At 36.9% G+C, this 15,838-nt stretch carries 16 protein-coding genes; 11 read left to right on the forward strand and 5 right to left on the reverse strand.

What is annotated here, in order from left to right:
* Nucleotides 1–74 precede the first annotated feature (74 nt).
* The 4 genes from FHX64_RS05805 to FHX64_RS05820 are packed head-to-tail and all read left to right on the forward strand — an operon-like array spanning nucleotide 75 to nucleotide 3,503.
* Nucleotides 75–1,265, forward strand: a complete 1,191-nt coding sequence (locus tag FHX64_RS05805) for a 1-deoxy-D-xylulose-5-phosphate reductoisomerase (RefSeq protein WP_183412851.1) — start codon at nucleotides 75–77, stop codon at nucleotides 1,263–1,265.
* Nucleotides 1,266–1,286: 21 nt separating this feature from the next.
* Nucleotides 1,287–2,774: an RIP metalloprotease RseP gene (gene rseP / locus FHX64_RS05810; RefSeq protein ID WP_183412852.1), complete on the forward strand. Its 1,488-nt coding sequence runs from the start codon at nucleotides 1,287–1,289 to the stop codon at nucleotides 2,772–2,774.
* 52 nt (nucleotides 2,775–2,826) lie between these two features.
* Complete coding sequence (locus FHX64_RS05815) at nucleotides 2,827–3,141, forward strand: FtsB family cell division protein (RefSeq protein ID WP_183412853.1); 315 nt, start codon at nucleotides 2,827–2,829, stop codon at nucleotides 3,139–3,141.
* A gap of 5 nt (nucleotides 3,142–3,146) precedes the next feature.
* The gene (locus FHX64_RS05820) at nucleotides 3,147–3,503 is read left to right on the forward strand and encodes a hypothetical protein (RefSeq protein WP_183412854.1); all 357 of its coding nucleotides are present in this window, start codon (nucleotides 3,147–3,149) and stop codon (nucleotides 3,501–3,503) included.
* 46 nt (nucleotides 3,504–3,549) lie between these two features.
* On the opposite strand, the gene FHX64_RS05825 is transcribed toward FHX64_RS05820, so the two are convergent.
* Nucleotides 3,550–3,822: a DNA-binding protein gene (locus tag FHX64_RS05825; protein ID WP_183412855.1), complete on the reverse strand. Its 273-nt coding sequence runs from the start codon at nucleotides 3,820–3,822 to the stop codon at nucleotides 3,550–3,552.
* A gap of 272 nt (nucleotides 3,823–4,094) precedes the next feature.
* Nucleotides 4,095–5,486, reverse strand: coding sequence for a chromosomal replication initiator protein DnaA (gene dnaA / locus FHX64_RS05830; protein ID WP_183412856.1), 1,392 nt, complete (start codon nucleotides 5,484–5,486; stop codon nucleotides 4,095–4,097).
* Nucleotides 5,487–5,868: 382 nt separating this feature from the next.
* Between dnaA and ald the strand changes: the two genes are divergently transcribed.
* The 3 genes from ald to FHX64_RS05845 all read left to right on the forward strand — a co-directional run bounded on the left by ald (nucleotide 5,869) and on the right by FHX64_RS05845 (nucleotide 8,974).
* On the forward strand, nucleotides 5,869–6,954 hold the full coding sequence (gene ald / locus FHX64_RS05835) for an alanine dehydrogenase (protein WP_183412857.1): 1,086 nt from the start codon (nucleotides 5,869–5,871) through the stop codon (nucleotides 6,952–6,954).
* Nucleotides 6,955–7,058: 104 nt separating this feature from the next.
* A complete protein-coding gene (gene recO / locus FHX64_RS05840; protein ID WP_183412858.1) occupies nucleotides 7,059–7,787 on the forward strand; it encodes a DNA repair protein RecO in 729 nt (242 codons plus the stop codon).
* A 62-nt stretch (nucleotides 7,788–7,849) separates the two neighbouring features.
* Nucleotides 7,850–8,974: an AI-2E family transporter gene (locus FHX64_RS05845; protein ID WP_183412859.1), complete on the forward strand. Its 1,125-nt coding sequence runs from the start codon at nucleotides 7,850–7,852 to the stop codon at nucleotides 8,972–8,974.
* Here the strand turns inward: FHX64_RS05845 and FHX64_RS05850 are convergent.
* From FHX64_RS05850 to hisS, 3 genes are all read right to left on the reverse strand, one after another.
* Nucleotides 8,958–9,602: an outer membrane beta-barrel protein gene (locus FHX64_RS05850; RefSeq protein WP_183412860.1), complete on the reverse strand. Its 645-nt coding sequence runs from the start codon at nucleotides 9,600–9,602 to the stop codon at nucleotides 8,958–8,960. The genes FHX64_RS05845 and FHX64_RS05850 overlap by 17 nt on opposite strands.
* A 33-nt stretch (nucleotides 9,603–9,635) precedes the next feature.
* Nucleotides 9,636–11,480, reverse strand: coding sequence for a LysM peptidoglycan-binding domain-containing protein (locus FHX64_RS05855; protein ID WP_183412861.1), 1,845 nt, complete (start codon nucleotides 11,478–11,480; stop codon nucleotides 9,636–9,638).
* Nucleotides 11,481–11,612: 132 nt separating this feature from the next.
* Nucleotides 11,613–12,971, reverse strand: a complete 1,359-nt coding sequence (gene hisS / locus FHX64_RS05860) for a histidine--tRNA ligase (protein ID WP_183412862.1) — start codon at nucleotides 12,969–12,971, stop codon at nucleotides 11,613–11,615.
* A 243-nt stretch (nucleotides 12,972–13,214) separates the two neighbouring features.
* Between hisS and infC the strand changes: the two genes are divergently transcribed.
* From infC to FHX64_RS05880, 4 genes are all read left to right on the forward strand, one after another.
* Complete coding sequence (gene infC, locus FHX64_RS05865) at nucleotides 13,215–13,742, forward strand: translation initiation factor IF-3 (protein WP_183412863.1); 528 nt, start codon at nucleotides 13,215–13,217, stop codon at nucleotides 13,740–13,742.
* A 54-nt stretch (nucleotides 13,743–13,796) separates the two neighbouring features.
* On the forward strand, nucleotides 13,797–13,994 hold the full coding sequence (rpmI, locus tag FHX64_RS05870; RefSeq protein WP_183412864.1) for a 50S ribosomal protein L35: 198 nt from the start codon (nucleotides 13,797–13,799) through the stop codon (nucleotides 13,992–13,994).
* 98 nt (nucleotides 13,995–14,092) lie between these two features.
* A complete protein-coding gene (gene rplT / locus FHX64_RS05875; protein ID WP_183412865.1) occupies nucleotides 14,093–14,443 on the forward strand; it encodes a 50S ribosomal protein L20 in 351 nt (116 codons plus the stop codon).
* Between the two features lie 94 nt (nucleotides 14,444–14,537).
* Complete coding sequence (locus FHX64_RS05880) at nucleotides 14,538–15,761, forward strand: M16 family metallopeptidase (protein ID WP_183412866.1); 1,224 nt, start codon at nucleotides 14,538–14,540, stop codon at nucleotides 15,759–15,761.
* Nucleotides 15,762–15,838: the final 77 nt, after the last annotated feature.

Genomic DNA, 15,838 nt, shown 5'->3' on the forward strand with positions numbered 1-15,838 from the left:
ATCTTCCTGTATTTTCAAATTCAATCACAGGATGTTTCCGGCATGCTGATTTTCTAAAATGTCCTAAATAAATTATGATATATAATACGAACAGGTCACAACCAAAACAAATTGCTCTTCTGGGATCAACTGGATCAATTGGCACGCAAGCGCTTGAGGTTATATCCGCTCATCCCGAAAATTTTGAAGTATATGCGCTAACGGCCAACAACAATGTAGACTTATTGATTCAGCAAGCGCGCCATTTTTTACCTGCGGTAGTGGCAATAGCGAATCCTGTTCATTATTTCAAACTAAAAGACGCTTTAAGCGATTTACCCATTCATGTTTATTCCGGCATTGAATCCATAGCTCAAATCGCTGCTATGGAGGCAGTAGATATTGCTCTCACAGCGATGGTAGGATATGCAGGGCTGCTTCCCACACTCTCTGCGGTTAAATCGGGGAAAACCATTGCATTAGCTAATAAAGAAACATTAGTGGTAGCCGGGGAATTAATTTATTCATTGGTAAAACAGCATCATGCGGCAATTATTCCCGTCGATTCTGAACATTCAGCTATTTTCCAGTGTTTGGTTGGAGAAGGAGATAACCCAGTTGAAAAAATCTTCCTGACCGCTTCGGGAGGCCCTTTTCGTACAACACATGAGGATGATTTATCCAAAGTAACCAAAAACGAAGCATTGCAACACCCCAATTGGAACATGGGAGCTAAAATCACGATTGATTCAGCAACCATGATGAATAAAGGTTTTGAAGTGATTGAAGCAAAATGGCTTTTTGGCCTTGAATCCAGTCAAATTGAAGTATTAGTACATCCGCAATCTATCGTGCATTCTATGGCAGAATTTGCTGATGGTAGCATTAAAGCACAACTAGGATTGCCAGACATGCGGCTACCAATACAATATGCATTTTCTTACCCCAATCGTTTTCCATCTAAATGGCCGCGTCTTGATTTTACTGCCTATCCGGAGTTGACCTTTGAAAAACCCGATTTACACAAATTCAGAAATTTAGCCTTAGCCTTTGAGGTAATAAAACAACAAGGGAACGCTCCTTGTGTGTTGAATGCTGCCAATGAAGTGGTTGTAGCAGCTTTCTTAAGAGATGAAATTGGGTTTTTGCAAATGTCTGACGTCATTGAAGCAACATTGCAAAAAGTAACTTTTTTAGCCAAGCCTTCGTACGAAGATTATGTAACTTCGGATGAAGAAGCGCGTTGTGTTGCCGCAGAGCTTGTTGGCAGTGTGTGTAATATGTAATCTAAAACAAGTATTTAAATAATGGAGACTTTTCTGATTAAAGCCGCTCAGTTGATTTTAAGCCTTTCAATTCTGGTATTTCTACATGAATTGGGGCACTTTACTTTTGCCCGTATTTTCAAAACGCGTGTCGATAAATTTTATCTGTTCTTCAATCCCTCTTTTTCCTTGTTTCGGATGAAGAAGATTAACAGTAAAAGATATTTCCGGTTTTTTGCATCCAATGTGCCCGATATGTACCAGCCCATGAAGGACAGTGAAGGCAATATAGTAAAAGATGAAAAAGGTAAAGCAAAACTAGAAGAAATAAACACAAATGAATTAGAAGAAAATGACTGGCGCCGTCATCCCGAAAAAACAGAATGGGGTATCGGATGGTTGCCTTTGGGAGGTTATTGCAAAATTGCCGGAATGATTGACGAATCAATGGACACGGAAGCATTGAAAAAACCAGCTCAATCATGGGAATTTCGCAGTAAACCAGCTTGGCAAAGATTGTTGATTATGGTTGGTGGCGTTGTGGTCAATTTCTTAACAGCTTTAATCATTTATGCGTTGATTCTGTTCTCTTGGGGACAGGAATATCTGCCGTTGCAAAATGCCCGTATGGGCATGCAATTCTCGGAAGTTGCTTTGAAAAATGGATTTCATAATGGGGATATCCTACTAGCAGTAAACAATAAGCCTGTTGATGAAGCAAGTGATGCTATTGGTAAGATTTTGATCGATGAAGCTTCAACGGTCGAAGTTTTGCGAGATGGGAAAACGGTTCAATTAACGCTACCGTCTAATTTTGCACAACAGGTAATTGGATCCCATGAAAAACAATTTATGGCACCACGCGTACCTTTTGTCATTAATAAAGTTGTCAACGAGACACCAGCGGCAACAGCAGGTCTGGCAAAAGGAGACAGTGTTGTAGCTATCAATGGCAAATCAATGTATACAGCACAGGATATTATGTCTTTCTTGCAGGATAACAAGGGAAAAACTATTTCTTTGACATTCTTTAGGAATGGAAAACAGATGACCAAACCAATAGCCATTGATGCAAATGGGAAACTGGGAGTTGAACTCGTGCCTTTCACTGAGTATTTCAAAACAAAACATATTGAATATGGGTTACTAGCATCAATCCCAGCAGGCATTGAAATGGGCGTAGACAAGCTAACCTCGTATGTTAAACAGCTGAAGTTTGTATTTACAAAACAGGGCGCTAAACAAATAGGAGGATTCGGAACCATCGGATCTCTTTTCCCTAGTATATGGGATTGGCAAAGTTTTTGGGGGTTAACAGCGTTTTTATCCATTATACTTGCCTTTATGAATATATTACCGATCCCGGCATTGGATGGTGGACACACGTTATTCTTATTGTATGAAATAGTTACAGGCCGTAAACCTAGCGATAAATTTTTAGAGCATGCTCAAATGGTTGGTCTGATTCTATTATTTGCACTTTTGATTTATGCAAACGGAAACGATTTGCTCCATCTATTTATTAAATAGCAAAATTAAATTGCTTTAGTTGTACCTAATTGTATATTAATAATTGTGTACTATGAAACGATTCTGGATTAAATTAAAAGCTTCATTGACTCATGTACAACATTATAAATATTGGATTGTGGGTATTTTTTTCTTTCTTCTCATGTCATTTTTTGATGAGGACAATTTTGTAAAACGTATTGAAAATGCAAGAGAAATCCATCGGTTGGAACAGGAAATTGAGACGTATAATAAAACAATACAAAGCAATCAAGAAAAAATAAACGAACTAAAAACAAACAATGCCAATCTGGAAAAATTTGCCAGAGAAACATATGGGATGAAACGTGAGAACGAAGATGTCTATATCATTAAAGAAGAAAAATAGAATCTATGCAGTGGAATGAAACAAAACGAACGCAGATTTTAAAAGGGATATATGGACTGGGATATATTCTGTTAATCATAGGAACTATCCTCTATTTTGAAAAACAGGCGGTTGCTCCCTTTCTATTCTCATTAGGAGCTGTTTTTTTGTTAGTCGTACGGATTATATTACCTATTGACTCCGTCAATTTCAAAACAAAACGACTAAATACGATTCATGCTTTTGCAACATTGATATTATTGGCATCAGCCTATGGAATGTTTGTCCATTACTATCTATGGATTGCAGGGTTATGTCTATCTACTTTGATAGATCTATACGTAAGTTTCCGTTTACCGAAGCACAACCAACAAGAAGAATAATCAAAAAAAGCGACGGAAGAAACAATTTCTTCCGTCGCTTTTTTGGTTAATGATGAGAATGTGCCAGCTCCATGTGTTCATCAATGATGCGCAATGCACAATCTAAAATGGTTGTGTCATCTAACATTACTAATCCGCCATCCGGACCCGGTTCTAAATGAATACCGCAACTTTTCCCTTCTTGAAAATTATGGCCGCCAAAATAGTTGCGGACAGTTTCGTCAGAGAGATTTAACTCTGAGGCAATTTTACTCATACTTCCCGAAGGTAAGTTATCTTTAATTCTTCTCAATTCGTTAAATGTGATCGTTCTTGTCATAATGGTCTGATATTATAAGGTTAGAAACACGTTATAAATAATGTGCTAAATGTAGCGTTTTCTATCTGCAGATGCAAGTCTTTTTTGATTTATTTAAAAAACAATTTTCGACTCTTATTTCTTGCAAAAGGCTTGATTAAGGCTAATTTTACAGATTGATTTGCTAATCATAGATTTATTAATAAACCATATAAACGACAGATTAAGTATCACTCCCAAACTGTCAAACAGTCCTTATTTTTATGCCGCTAATGCCCTACGAAAAAGGATTTCTAAGCATTTATCTTTTGCTGTATTTCTTCAATACATCCTTTGTAGGTTTTATCAATCTCCATTAAATCAGAAACTACCTTGCAGGCATGTAAAACAGTAGCATGATCACGTTTCCCAATAGAAGCTCCAATAGCCGACAAAGAATGCTGTGTGTAATTTTTTGCCAGATACATGGCAATCTGGCGGGCCTGAGCCAATTGACGATCACGGCGTTTTGAAAGCATATCTTCAATCTTCAGACCAAAATGATCACAGACCACATCGCGGATATGCTCAATAGTAATTGTTTTAGGTTTAATATTGACAATACCTGCAATAACCTTTTCGGCCAATTTGAGATCTATCGAACAATTTGTAAGTGTAGAATGAGCTAACAATGAAATAATTACACCTTCTAAATCCCGAATATTATCCACAACATTTTTAGCAATGTATGTCACAACGTCATCGGGAATATCTAACCCATCCTTATATATTTTATGTTGCAAAATGGCTTTACGCAGTTCGTAATCTGGTTGGCTTATTTCTGCCGACAATCCCCACTTAAAGCGTGTAAGCAATCTTTGTTCTAATCCTTGCAAAACAACAGGAGATCGATCTGAAGTCAGGACAAGCTGCTTGCCGTTTTGATGTAAGTGATTGAAAATATGAAAAAATGTGTTTTGTGTGCCGTTTTTCCCTGCAAATTCATGGATATCGTCCAGAATTAACACATCAATTGATTGATAGAAATTGAGAAAATCATTCACCGTATTGTTGCGGACAGCATCTGTATATTGAATTTGAAAAAGATTAGCAGATACATATAAAACCCGTTTTTCCGGATGAAGCTGTTTTGTCTGCACTCCAATTGCATGAACTAAATGTGTTTTGCCCACTCCAGAAGGACCATATACAAAAAGAGGATTGAAAATAGTTGTTCCGGGATCTTTCGCAATACTTAATCCCGCTGTACGGGCCAATTTATTACTATTTCCTTCAATAAACGAATTGAAGTTGTAGATTGGATTCAATTGAGGATCAATATTCTGAACCTGAGACGAACGGACGAACGGGTTTTCTTTCTGGATAGGAGTAGATGCAAAAGGCTTAACTTTTTCATCACTTGGAATTGTTGTACTGGTTCCTGCATTACGGTCAACTAACACGCGATACATTAACCTTGTGCCTTCACCAACCTCGCGATGAATCGTCATCCTTAATAGATCGACAAAGGTTTCTTCAATATATTCATAAAAAAACTGACTTGGAACCTGAAGAGTGAAAACCTGGTTCTCATATGAAAGTGGAATGATTGGGGCAAACCATGTTGAAAAAGTTGTTTCAGACACATTGTCACGAATAACTTGTGTACACCGTTTCCACAATTCATTGGCACTATTTGTTTTCATATTTCTTCTTCGTTTAGCAGTTTCGAATCACAAATATCACGAACATTTTTTACATTAGAAAGGGGTGATTTTATCTATTTTACCGTTGTAAGCTTATGCGCTTTGCTTTCAAGCTGTTAATACAAATACATAATAATCAAATTAATACGATTGATCTTTTCAATAAAATCCTTTTTATCAGTACACTATCGAAATAGTTAAATAATCCTATTTCTTATTTATCAGCCAAATTGAGATTCAAACCGAAATTTTTCAATCAATATTTTGAGAATAAAAGATTTTTTACAAGATAATTTGGGATTATTTTAATCTTTTTCTGCGTTGCTTTTGGTTTAAATATGCCAACTTTACATCATCAAATTTCAACCTAAAATTTACATGTATGAAAATTGGAACACCCAAAGAAATTAAGAATAACGAAAATCGGGTTGGCCTAACGCCAGCAGGTGTAGCCGCTTTGGTCAAAAACGGCCATATTGTTTATATTCAGAAAGATGCAGGAATAAATAGTGGATTTTCTGATAGTTTATATGAAGCCGTCGGAGCTCATATTTTATCTACAATCGAGGATGTTTATGCCGCTGCAGACATGATCATAAAAGTGAAAGAACCGATCGAACCTGAGTATAAACTAATCAAAAAAGGGCAGCTTCTATTTACTTATTTTCATTTTGCGTCCGACGAAAAATTAACACGCGCCATGATTGACAGTGGAGCTATTTGTCTGGCTTATGAGACAGTAGAGCGCCCTGATAGGTCATTGCCACTATTGATTCCGATGTCCGAAGTTGCAGGGCGGATGTCCATTCAGGAAGGAGCGAAATACTTGGAAAAACCAAAAGGAGGAAAAGGAATTCTTTTGGGAGGTGTCCCTGGAGTCAAACCTGCTAAAGTCCTGATTCTTGGAGGAGGTGTTGTTGGAACACAGGCAGCATGGATGGCAGCTGGCTTAGGAGCTGATGTCACATTAGCAGACATTTCGTTACCCCGTCTACGCTATCTGGCTGAGACATTACCATCGAACGTAAAAACCTTAATGTCATCTTCATATGTAATTGCAGAAGAGGTGAAACATGCCGATTTGATTATCGGCGCAGTATTAGTAACAGGGGCTAAAGCCCCACACTTGGTGACGCAGGCTATGCTGAAAACAATGCAACCGGGGACAGTCATGGTTGATGTTGCTATAGACCAAGGGGGATGTTTTGAAACATCACATCCTACTACCCATGCAACTCCTACTTTTACCATTGATGGAATTGTACACTATTGCGTCGCAAACATTCCGGGAGCAGTGCCTTACACATCAACACTGGCGCTGACTAATGCAACACTGCCATATGCAGTACAATTAGCTAATCTTGGATGGGAAAAAGCTTGCGAGCAAACCTCCGAATTAAAGAAAGGTCTCAATATTATAAAAGGAGATATCGTTTATAATGCTGTAAAAGAAGCGTTTGGATGGTAATCTTTTCTGATTTATTTAACGCAAATAACTTTCTTCATATTGATTTGAAGAAAGTTATTTGCGTTTTTTTTAGTTACCTTTGAAGTGCATATTGAAATCAATCCATGTACTTAAAAACAGCTGCCATTGTATTACATCGACTTCCCTACGGAGATCGTTCTTCAATCATTTCATTTTATACTGCAGAAAAGGGACGAATCGATTGTATGGTTTATAGTACGAAAGGGTCTAAATCTGGCATAAAACGCGCTCTCTTAGAGCCATTAAGTGTGGTTGAACTAGAGTTGGAATTAATCCATGGAAGAGAACTCCATCGCATTATTGAAATCAAATCAAAATTGACGATCACGTTTCTGGGCTCTCATCCTGTAAAAAATGTTCTGGCTTTTTTTATCGCTGAATGTTTATATCGCATCTTCAAAGAATCACAAACAGACATAACATTATATGATTTCATAGAACAATCTATCATTACTTTAAATTTTAAAAACGATGGCTTTGCCAATTTTCATCTGGTATTTTTGCTTCAATTGACAAGATTTTTAGGATTTTACCCTAATCTCAACAAATCATTTCCGGTAGCATACTTTGATATGGTAAATGGCATTTTTGTTCCCACGAAACCTCAACATGCCTCATTTCTAAATCCGGATGACAGTCTGATATTCCAGAAGCTTATGCGTATGAACTATTCAAATATGCATTTGTTTGGTTTTTCAAGACATGAGCGAGTGCTTATCCTGGAGCAAATTCTACACTATTACCGAATTCATATTCCAACTTTTGGAACTATTCATTCGCTGGGAGTTTTTTCAGAACTGTTTGATGCTTAATATCTGTATCTTTGCAGAAAGGTTTTATTTCTTAATACTCATAGCATATGATACCAAGATACATGCGAAAACCATTCACATTCGACCGCGTGATCCGTCTCATTATAGGATTAGCCATTCTTTTAGTCACTTTCATATTACTCAAAAGATTAAGTAGTGTCTTGCTTCCTTTCTTTATTGGATGGTTAATTGCATACATGATCAATCCGTTGGTGGATTTTTTTCAGTATCGGCTAAAATTGAAGAATCGTGCTCTTTCTGTATTTGCTGCTATTTCATTACTGTTAATTGTGTTTACTGGAGTTATTATACTTTTAATCAATCCAATATCTCAAGAAATACAACATACAGGAACATTAATTCAATATTATTTAGTAAACCCTCAAACACAGGAATGGCGTATTCCATTTCTTCCCAACGATTGGCAGACATATCTTCAGACACATTATGCATATCAGGATTTGCAAAAATTAATGAGTAGCAGTACATTTATAGCAACATTGAACAAAATGCAGCCTCACTTTATGCACCTATTGTCCGGGACTTTCCAGTTGTTATTGAATTTACTGATTGTCTTTGTGATATTTATGTATGTCGTTTTCATTTTAATTGATTATAATAAAATTACAAATGGATGGAGCTCTATTATTCCAAAACATTATCGTCCATTTTTTGAAGAACTGTTTGAAGATCTTACTCAGGGAATGAATCGCTATTTTCGGGGACAAGCATTAGTAGCAGCTTCCGTTGGAGTAATCTGTGCCATTGGGTTTTCGATTCTCGGCCTACCTTTAGCTATCATTATGGGTTTGTTTATTGGACTGCTCAATATGGTACCCTATATGCAATGGTTCGGATATATTCCGGTAGTTCTCCTGTTAGGATTGAAGTCTATAGAAACAGGACAAAACTTTTCACTTTTGCTGATTGGATTGTTGATTATAATCTTGGTAGAAGAAGCAGCTCAAAATCTTTATTTGATCCCCAAAATTATGGGAAAAGTCACAGGCCTCAAGCCTGCTCTGATATTACTTTCACTATCCATCTGGGGATCATTGCTTGGCATAATTGGGATGATTATTGCCTTGCCTGTCACAACATTAATGATTTCGTATTACAAAAGATATATTTTAATCGCAGACAACGAACCCGCTCCTTTGAATACAGATACTACAAACGAAACATAAGTCCCAAAGTTATGGATATCACTTGGTTCCCAGAGCTTTCAAAGTAATCAGTTGATCTATTCGGGAAAATATCGCTCAGACCATAACTATATCTCCCTTCTAATACCACATTAAACGGTTTCGTGTGAAGTTCAAATCCAGAACCAGCACAAATACCGTAATCAAAATGGGACGATATCGCTGCAGTATATTCGGGATTGGTTAAAGAAGTAAGATTTGTGGTAGGTTTTTCAGATAACAAATAACCAAACTTAGGGCCAAGATTCAGAAACCATCCTATCCTCCCGTTGGTAAAGAAGTGTGTCATGATTGGCATTTCAACATAATTCAATTGCCGTTGATAAAAGCTGCTCCCATTCTGTTCCTTCCATCCCCGTTGCGAATAATTCACTTCGAATTGAAGTCCAAAATGAGGTTCAGACACAAAACATCCGGTAATACCTGCTGTGCGCCCTAACAACAATGATTGAGTGATTTGAGGATAAAAGCTAACACTCGAAAGCGTTGCCCCATAGGTGCCCCCCAATAAAAAATAGGGATGAAAGGGGGGGGCAGCTGTCAATGAGCCTTGACCAAACACAAAGCAAACAATAATAACCGAAAGAACATGAGTTATTCTGCGTCTCACTTTTATTTTTTTTAATTATGATCGACTATAAGATCATTTTGTATATGGCATACTCTGTGATACACGTTGAATTCCATTATCATTTGAATAATACAGTAAATTCATCTCTTCATTTACCCAGCCTCCTTCTGGTGAGACCTGATGAAAATGAAACTGAGATTGAAGATTGTCTTTAGGAGGGCAAATCAACTGATTTGCAACATTCTGATTTTCGGAATGCTTCCAAGTATCTACAAAATAATTCGTAATATCGTATCCTAACAAATCATACCGCATGCCGTTACTTGGTGTTATTCTTGTTCGAAACCATTGATATAAAGCATTATCGTATTGGCTCAATTGAAAGGGATTATTCACAAAGAATAAAGAGGTATAATACAGTTTTGGATAAATTCCCTGCTCAGGATCCCAATCCGGAAATCCATAAACAGAAATGTTATTTGCATAAGCAAGTGGTCCGATATTTCGTAAATAAGGAATCACATTATCGACATTATCATCACCTAAAACAATAATATTTGGTTTGGTATGAGAAAGTAAAGGTTGAATCACCCCCACATTACCATTAGCTAGGGCCACATTTTTGAATGGAATCCGAAGAGAATTCAATCTCTGCGTCAAAGATGAAGTAAACATACGTCCAATACCTGATGGATCGGTAGCAGTATCAAGATTCCCAATCACAATATTATAATTTCTAAATTGTCGTGCAAATAAAGAAGTAGATGTGTCACACTGCCATTGCGCCGAAGGATTGAATTGAATCAAATAGGGATTATACGCTATATCATGAACCTGTGAAGAAAAAGGAATAACAGTGTAAATCTTATGCTGTTTTGCAAATGACGAAATGGCTTGTACCTGCCCGGCATAAGCAGGCCCTATTATAAAATCCACATGCCACAATGGACTTTCTTTAGTCAATAAGGACAATAATATATCATCTGATTTTTCGATATCATAGGTATATAACTGTATCGCAATTCCTTCTTTTTTTGCCTTTAATAAAGCCAATAAAGCTCCCTGATAAAAATCCACAAATTTATCAATCGTTCCATCAACTTTCACCCCATCAACAGAAAATGGCAACAACATGCCAATCTTGATTATTTTTGTGTTTTTATGATATAAATCGGGTTTATGCTCAAAAGCTTCTTCAGCTAGTTTTTGTGTCTGCTGTATGATTGTTTTATGTCCCTGTGGAGATAAAGATGATAGTAATGGAATACGGACTGTAGTCCCTGTTTTCAATTCGCTGACATCTGGATTTGCCTCCCGGATAGCATCAACTGTCACTTTATATTCCCGACTTAAGCTATAAAATGTTTCTCCAGCAACAACTTGATGTGTAATAAATTGACCTGTTTTCTTTATCTCGGGTTTTATTGTTTCCTTGTTGACCTTTGGAGATTTATTTAAAACAACGTTATTTATAGTAACAGCCGATTTAAGCTCCTTAGGAATTGCTGGGGGAATAACTAAAATCTCACCATCTTTTATACCCTTTTCAGCTTCCGGATTGAGTGCCACAATGGCCTCTACAGTTGTTCCATACAAATATGCAATGGAATAGAGAGTCTGCTTTTTCGTAACAGTATGGCTTCTCAACGCCGTTGTCTGATCATTAATAGGAATCTTAATTTGCTGACCTACCTGCAAGGCGCTAGTTACAGAAGGATTGTACGCTAAAATTTCAGCTTGTGAAATATTGAATTCTCTGGCAAGGCTAAAAAGTCCTTCTTGTGGCTTTACGGAATAAAGATAAAATCGTTGCCCATTTTCCTGAATGACCGGAAAATTCTCTTGTTGTGCAGTAACAAGAAAACTTAAACACAAAGCCAGAAACAACAATAAGCTAAATCGAATCGAAGTTTTCATTTTGCAAACACATTATGCAATTGACCAACAATCACTCTCAAAAAACATAACATACTACATCCCACTCTCATGATATTACATATAACCCACATCTTATTACTAAGATAGAGACAAAGATAGGCCAATTTCAGGTTAAATAAAACATTGTATCACTTCTTCTGGTGGCACAGTTCTTTGTTCTCCATTGATCATATTTTTCACAGTCACAACGCCTTGATTCATTTCATTTTCTCCAAGTATAACTACCCAAGGAATATTTTTTTGGTTAGCATATGTCATCTGTTTTTTAATCTTGGCTGACTCAGGGTAAATCTCAGCATTAATGCCCGACTGACGTACTCTATGCAATAAGGACATAGCTCTACTTTGCTCTTTTTCTCCAAAATTCAAAAACAACACCGAAGTATTTTCAGATGCGGTTTCCGGGAAAGCATTAAGCCGTTGCAGCACGTCATAAATACGATCAGCACCGAACGATACGCCAACACCCGATACATTATTCAACCCAAAAACACCCGTCAGATTATCATAACGTCCTCCACCACTGATACTTCCAATTTGAACATCATTTGCCTTTACTTCTATAATAGCGCCCGTATAATAGTTCAAACCTCTTGCCAAAGTTAAATCAAGTTCAATAGAATTATACAAAGGAAGCTCCTCAATCCATTTAAAAATAGTTTCCAATTCGGTTATTCCATTCATCCCTACAGTCGAATTAGCTAAGACTGATTTGAGCTGTTCCAATTTTTCATGATTATCCCCCTTCAGTAAAAGAATCGGTTGCAGCTGATTAATAGCTGTTTGTTCAATACCTTTGGAAATCATTTCTGCATTTACATTCTCCAGTCCAATTTTATCTAATTTATCAATAGCAACAGTGATATCAGTAATTTTTTCTTCTGCTCCAATGATTTGTGCAATTCCGCTAAGAATTTTGCGGTTATTCAGCTTGATGGTCACTTTAATTTTTAACCGATGGAAAACGTCATCGACCATTTGAAGCAATTCTACTTCATTCAAAAGAGAATCACTTCCCACCACATCTGCATCGCACTGATAAAATTCACGATATCTGCCTTTTTGTGGTCGATCTGCGCGCCAAACAGGTTGAATCTGAAACCGTTTAAACGGAAATGTAATCTGATCTCGATGTTGCACAACATACCGGGCAAAAGGCACAGTTAAATCATAACGTAACCCTTTTTCAGCTATTTTCGTTGTAAGTTTGTTGCTATTTTTGGAATCCCAATCAGCAGCATCAACAGCACTTGTAAAATCACCGGAATTGAGGATTTTAAATAACAATTTATCGCCTTCTTCGCCATACTTTCCCATTAAAGTGGAAAGATTTTCGACAGCAGGTGTTTCGATTTGCCTAAATCCAAACAGTTGAAACACACGTTTAATTGTATCAAAAATATAGTTACGGTTAGCCATCTCTTCGGGAGAGAAATCACGTGTTCCTTTTGGGATGGAAGGTTGTTGCATAGAAGTAAAATTTTAGTGCAAAGTTAAGGAAAAACAGGTAGCTATCCAACGGCCTCTCTTGTCTCTTTCTATTTGTTTAGCCGTGAATTCATAAACAATTTTGGAAGATATATCACTATGAGAATTTGTTTCACCGTTAAGTCTTGTTTGGAAAGGAAAATAATGCTATATTTGCAGCCTCAAAAATGATAATCAGTAATTCATATATAACAAGGAGGAAACACCATAGCTATTGCAAAGTTCATGAAGAACGACAAACTTAAAGATTTACATCGGATCAACGATCATATTCGAGAAAAGGAAGTTCGCTTAGTTGGAGAAAATGTTGAAATGGGCGTTTATACCATTGAAGAAGCTTTAAGAAAAGCCGACGCACTGGGCCTTGATTTAGTAGAGATATCTCCTAATGCGGTTCCACCTGTTTGCCGAATCATAGATTATCAGAAATTTCTCTATCAGCAAAAAAAACGTGAGAAAGAAATGAAGTTAAAGGCTGCGAAAGTAGTCGTAAAAGAAGTTCGTTTCGGACCTCAAACTGACGAGCATGACTATAACTTCAAATTAAAACATGCACAAGAATTTTTGAAGGATGGCAATAAAGTAAAAGCCTATGTTTTTTTCAAAGGCCGTTCTATCCTGTTCAAAGAGCAAGGTGAAGTTTTGTTATTACGTTTTGCAAATGATTTAGAAGATTATGCAAAAGTTGATTCGATGCCTACGCTCGAGGGGAAGCGCATGATCATTATGCTTTCACCGAAAAAAGTGAAATAAACGCATTACAATTTTGAATCCCAATTATTTGAATCTATTTAATTATAAAACAACATGCCAAAAATGAAGACTAATTCCGGTGCAAAAAAAAGGTTTGCCCTTACCGGAACAGGTAAAATTAAACGTAAACATGCCTTCAAAAGTCATATTCTGACCAAGAAGACAACCAAACAAAAACGTAATTTGACACATAGTGGTTTGGTAAGCGCACCCGACATGAACAATGTTAAAACTTTATTGCGCATTAAATAAGCACTTTATATTATCATTCACTTGTATTTTTTAACCGAATGTTTAGCTGAAAAAGTTCGCAATGAAATGCGACGCTACCATTCACAATTTATTAAAGTATGCCTAGATCAGTAAATCACGTCGCTTCAAGAGCAAGACGAAAAAAAGTATTAAAACTAACCCGAGGTTATTTTGGTGCACGTAGAAATGTTTGGACTGTTGCCAAAAACACATGGGAAAAAGGGTTGCAATATGCTTATCGCGACCGAAAAAACAAAAAACGTAATTTCAGAGCATTATGGATTCAGCGTATTAATGCTGCTGCTCGCTTGGAAGGTTTATCTTATTCAAAACTTATGGGAGCTTTACACAAAGCAGGTATTGTAATGAACCGCAAAGTGTTAGCAGACCTTGCAATGAATCATCCAGAAGCTTTCAAAGCGATTGTCGAAAAAGCAAAAAACGCATAATTCATTTATTATAAAATAATTGGGAAGGCCGGCTCATCTTGGTGAGGCGGCTTTTTTGTAATTATATTTTCAATAAATAGCTACAAATCTGTTAATGCAATATTTCACACACACACTTTCAAACGGGCTTCGTTTGGTGCATCTTCCAGACAACAGTCCCGTATCCTATTGTGGATTTGCCATAAATGCAGGCACGCGGGACGAACTGTCATCACAACATGGAATAGCTCATTTCATTGAGCACATGCTATTTAAAGGCACGAAACACCGTAAAGCATGGCATATTTTGAACAGCATGGAAACAGAAGGCGGTGAATTGAACGCATACACAACTAAAGAAGAAACCTTTGTTTACGCCGTTTTTCTGGAAACTGCCATTGAAAAAGCGGTTGATCTGCTTGCTGATATGGTAGGAAATTCAATTTTTCCACAGAAAGAAATGGGCAAAGAGTCGGATATTATCCTAGACGAGATTGAATCCTATAATGACTCTCCGTCAGAATTGATTTTCGATGAGTTTGAGCAACTACTTTTCGATTCGTATCCTATTGGGCGTAACATTCTGGGCTCACCCGAAAGTATTTCAACGTTCACGCAATCTGATCTGGTTACTTTTCACACGGCTCATTATCACAGCGAGCGAATGGTATTTTTTTCATTTGGAAAAACAGATTTTCAAAAAATTATTCGGCTAGGAGAGAAATATCTGACTGCAATTCCAGTATCAACAAAACCATATATTCGCACTCCCCCTCAAGTATACATTCCTAAAAATGAGGTTTTCCACAAAGAAACACATCAGGAGCATTATATTCTTGGAAATCGGGCTTATTCATTATCTCATCCCAATCGAACAGCATTCTATTTATTAAACAATATCCTGGGAGGTCCTGGAATGAATAGCTTACTCAATCTATCTCTTCGCGAACGAAGTGGACTTGTATATCAGATTGAATCCAATTATACCCCGTACACTGATACCGGAACATTTACAATATATTATGGTACAGACCCCAAAAATCACAAAAAATGTCATGCGCTAGTATATAAAGAATTGGATAAACTAAAAGACAAGCCATTATCAGAAAAAAGTCTTGTCAAAGCCAAGCATCAATTAATGGGACAATTAGCCATTGCCTCTGAAAATAAAGAAAGCATTGCTCTGAGTTTTGGCAGAAGCCTTTTACAAATGGGAACGTTTGAAAGTCTGAATGACATTATGACAAATCTACAACATGTTACTGTGTTCGATCTGCAAAAATTGGCTCAGGAAATCTTTGATGATAATCAGTTAACTTCTTTACTGTACCACGATTAGTTAATAATGCGTTTGCACCAGCCACCAAGAGCTAAAAGATGGCACTCTTTTTGCAGTGTTATCAATTGCTATGCCAT

The organism is Microbacter margulisiae, from assembly GCF_014192515.1.
In the GTDB taxonomy this organism is placed as follows: domain Bacteria; phylum Bacteroidota; class Bacteroidia; order Bacteroidales; family Paludibacteraceae; genus Microbacter; species Microbacter margulisiae.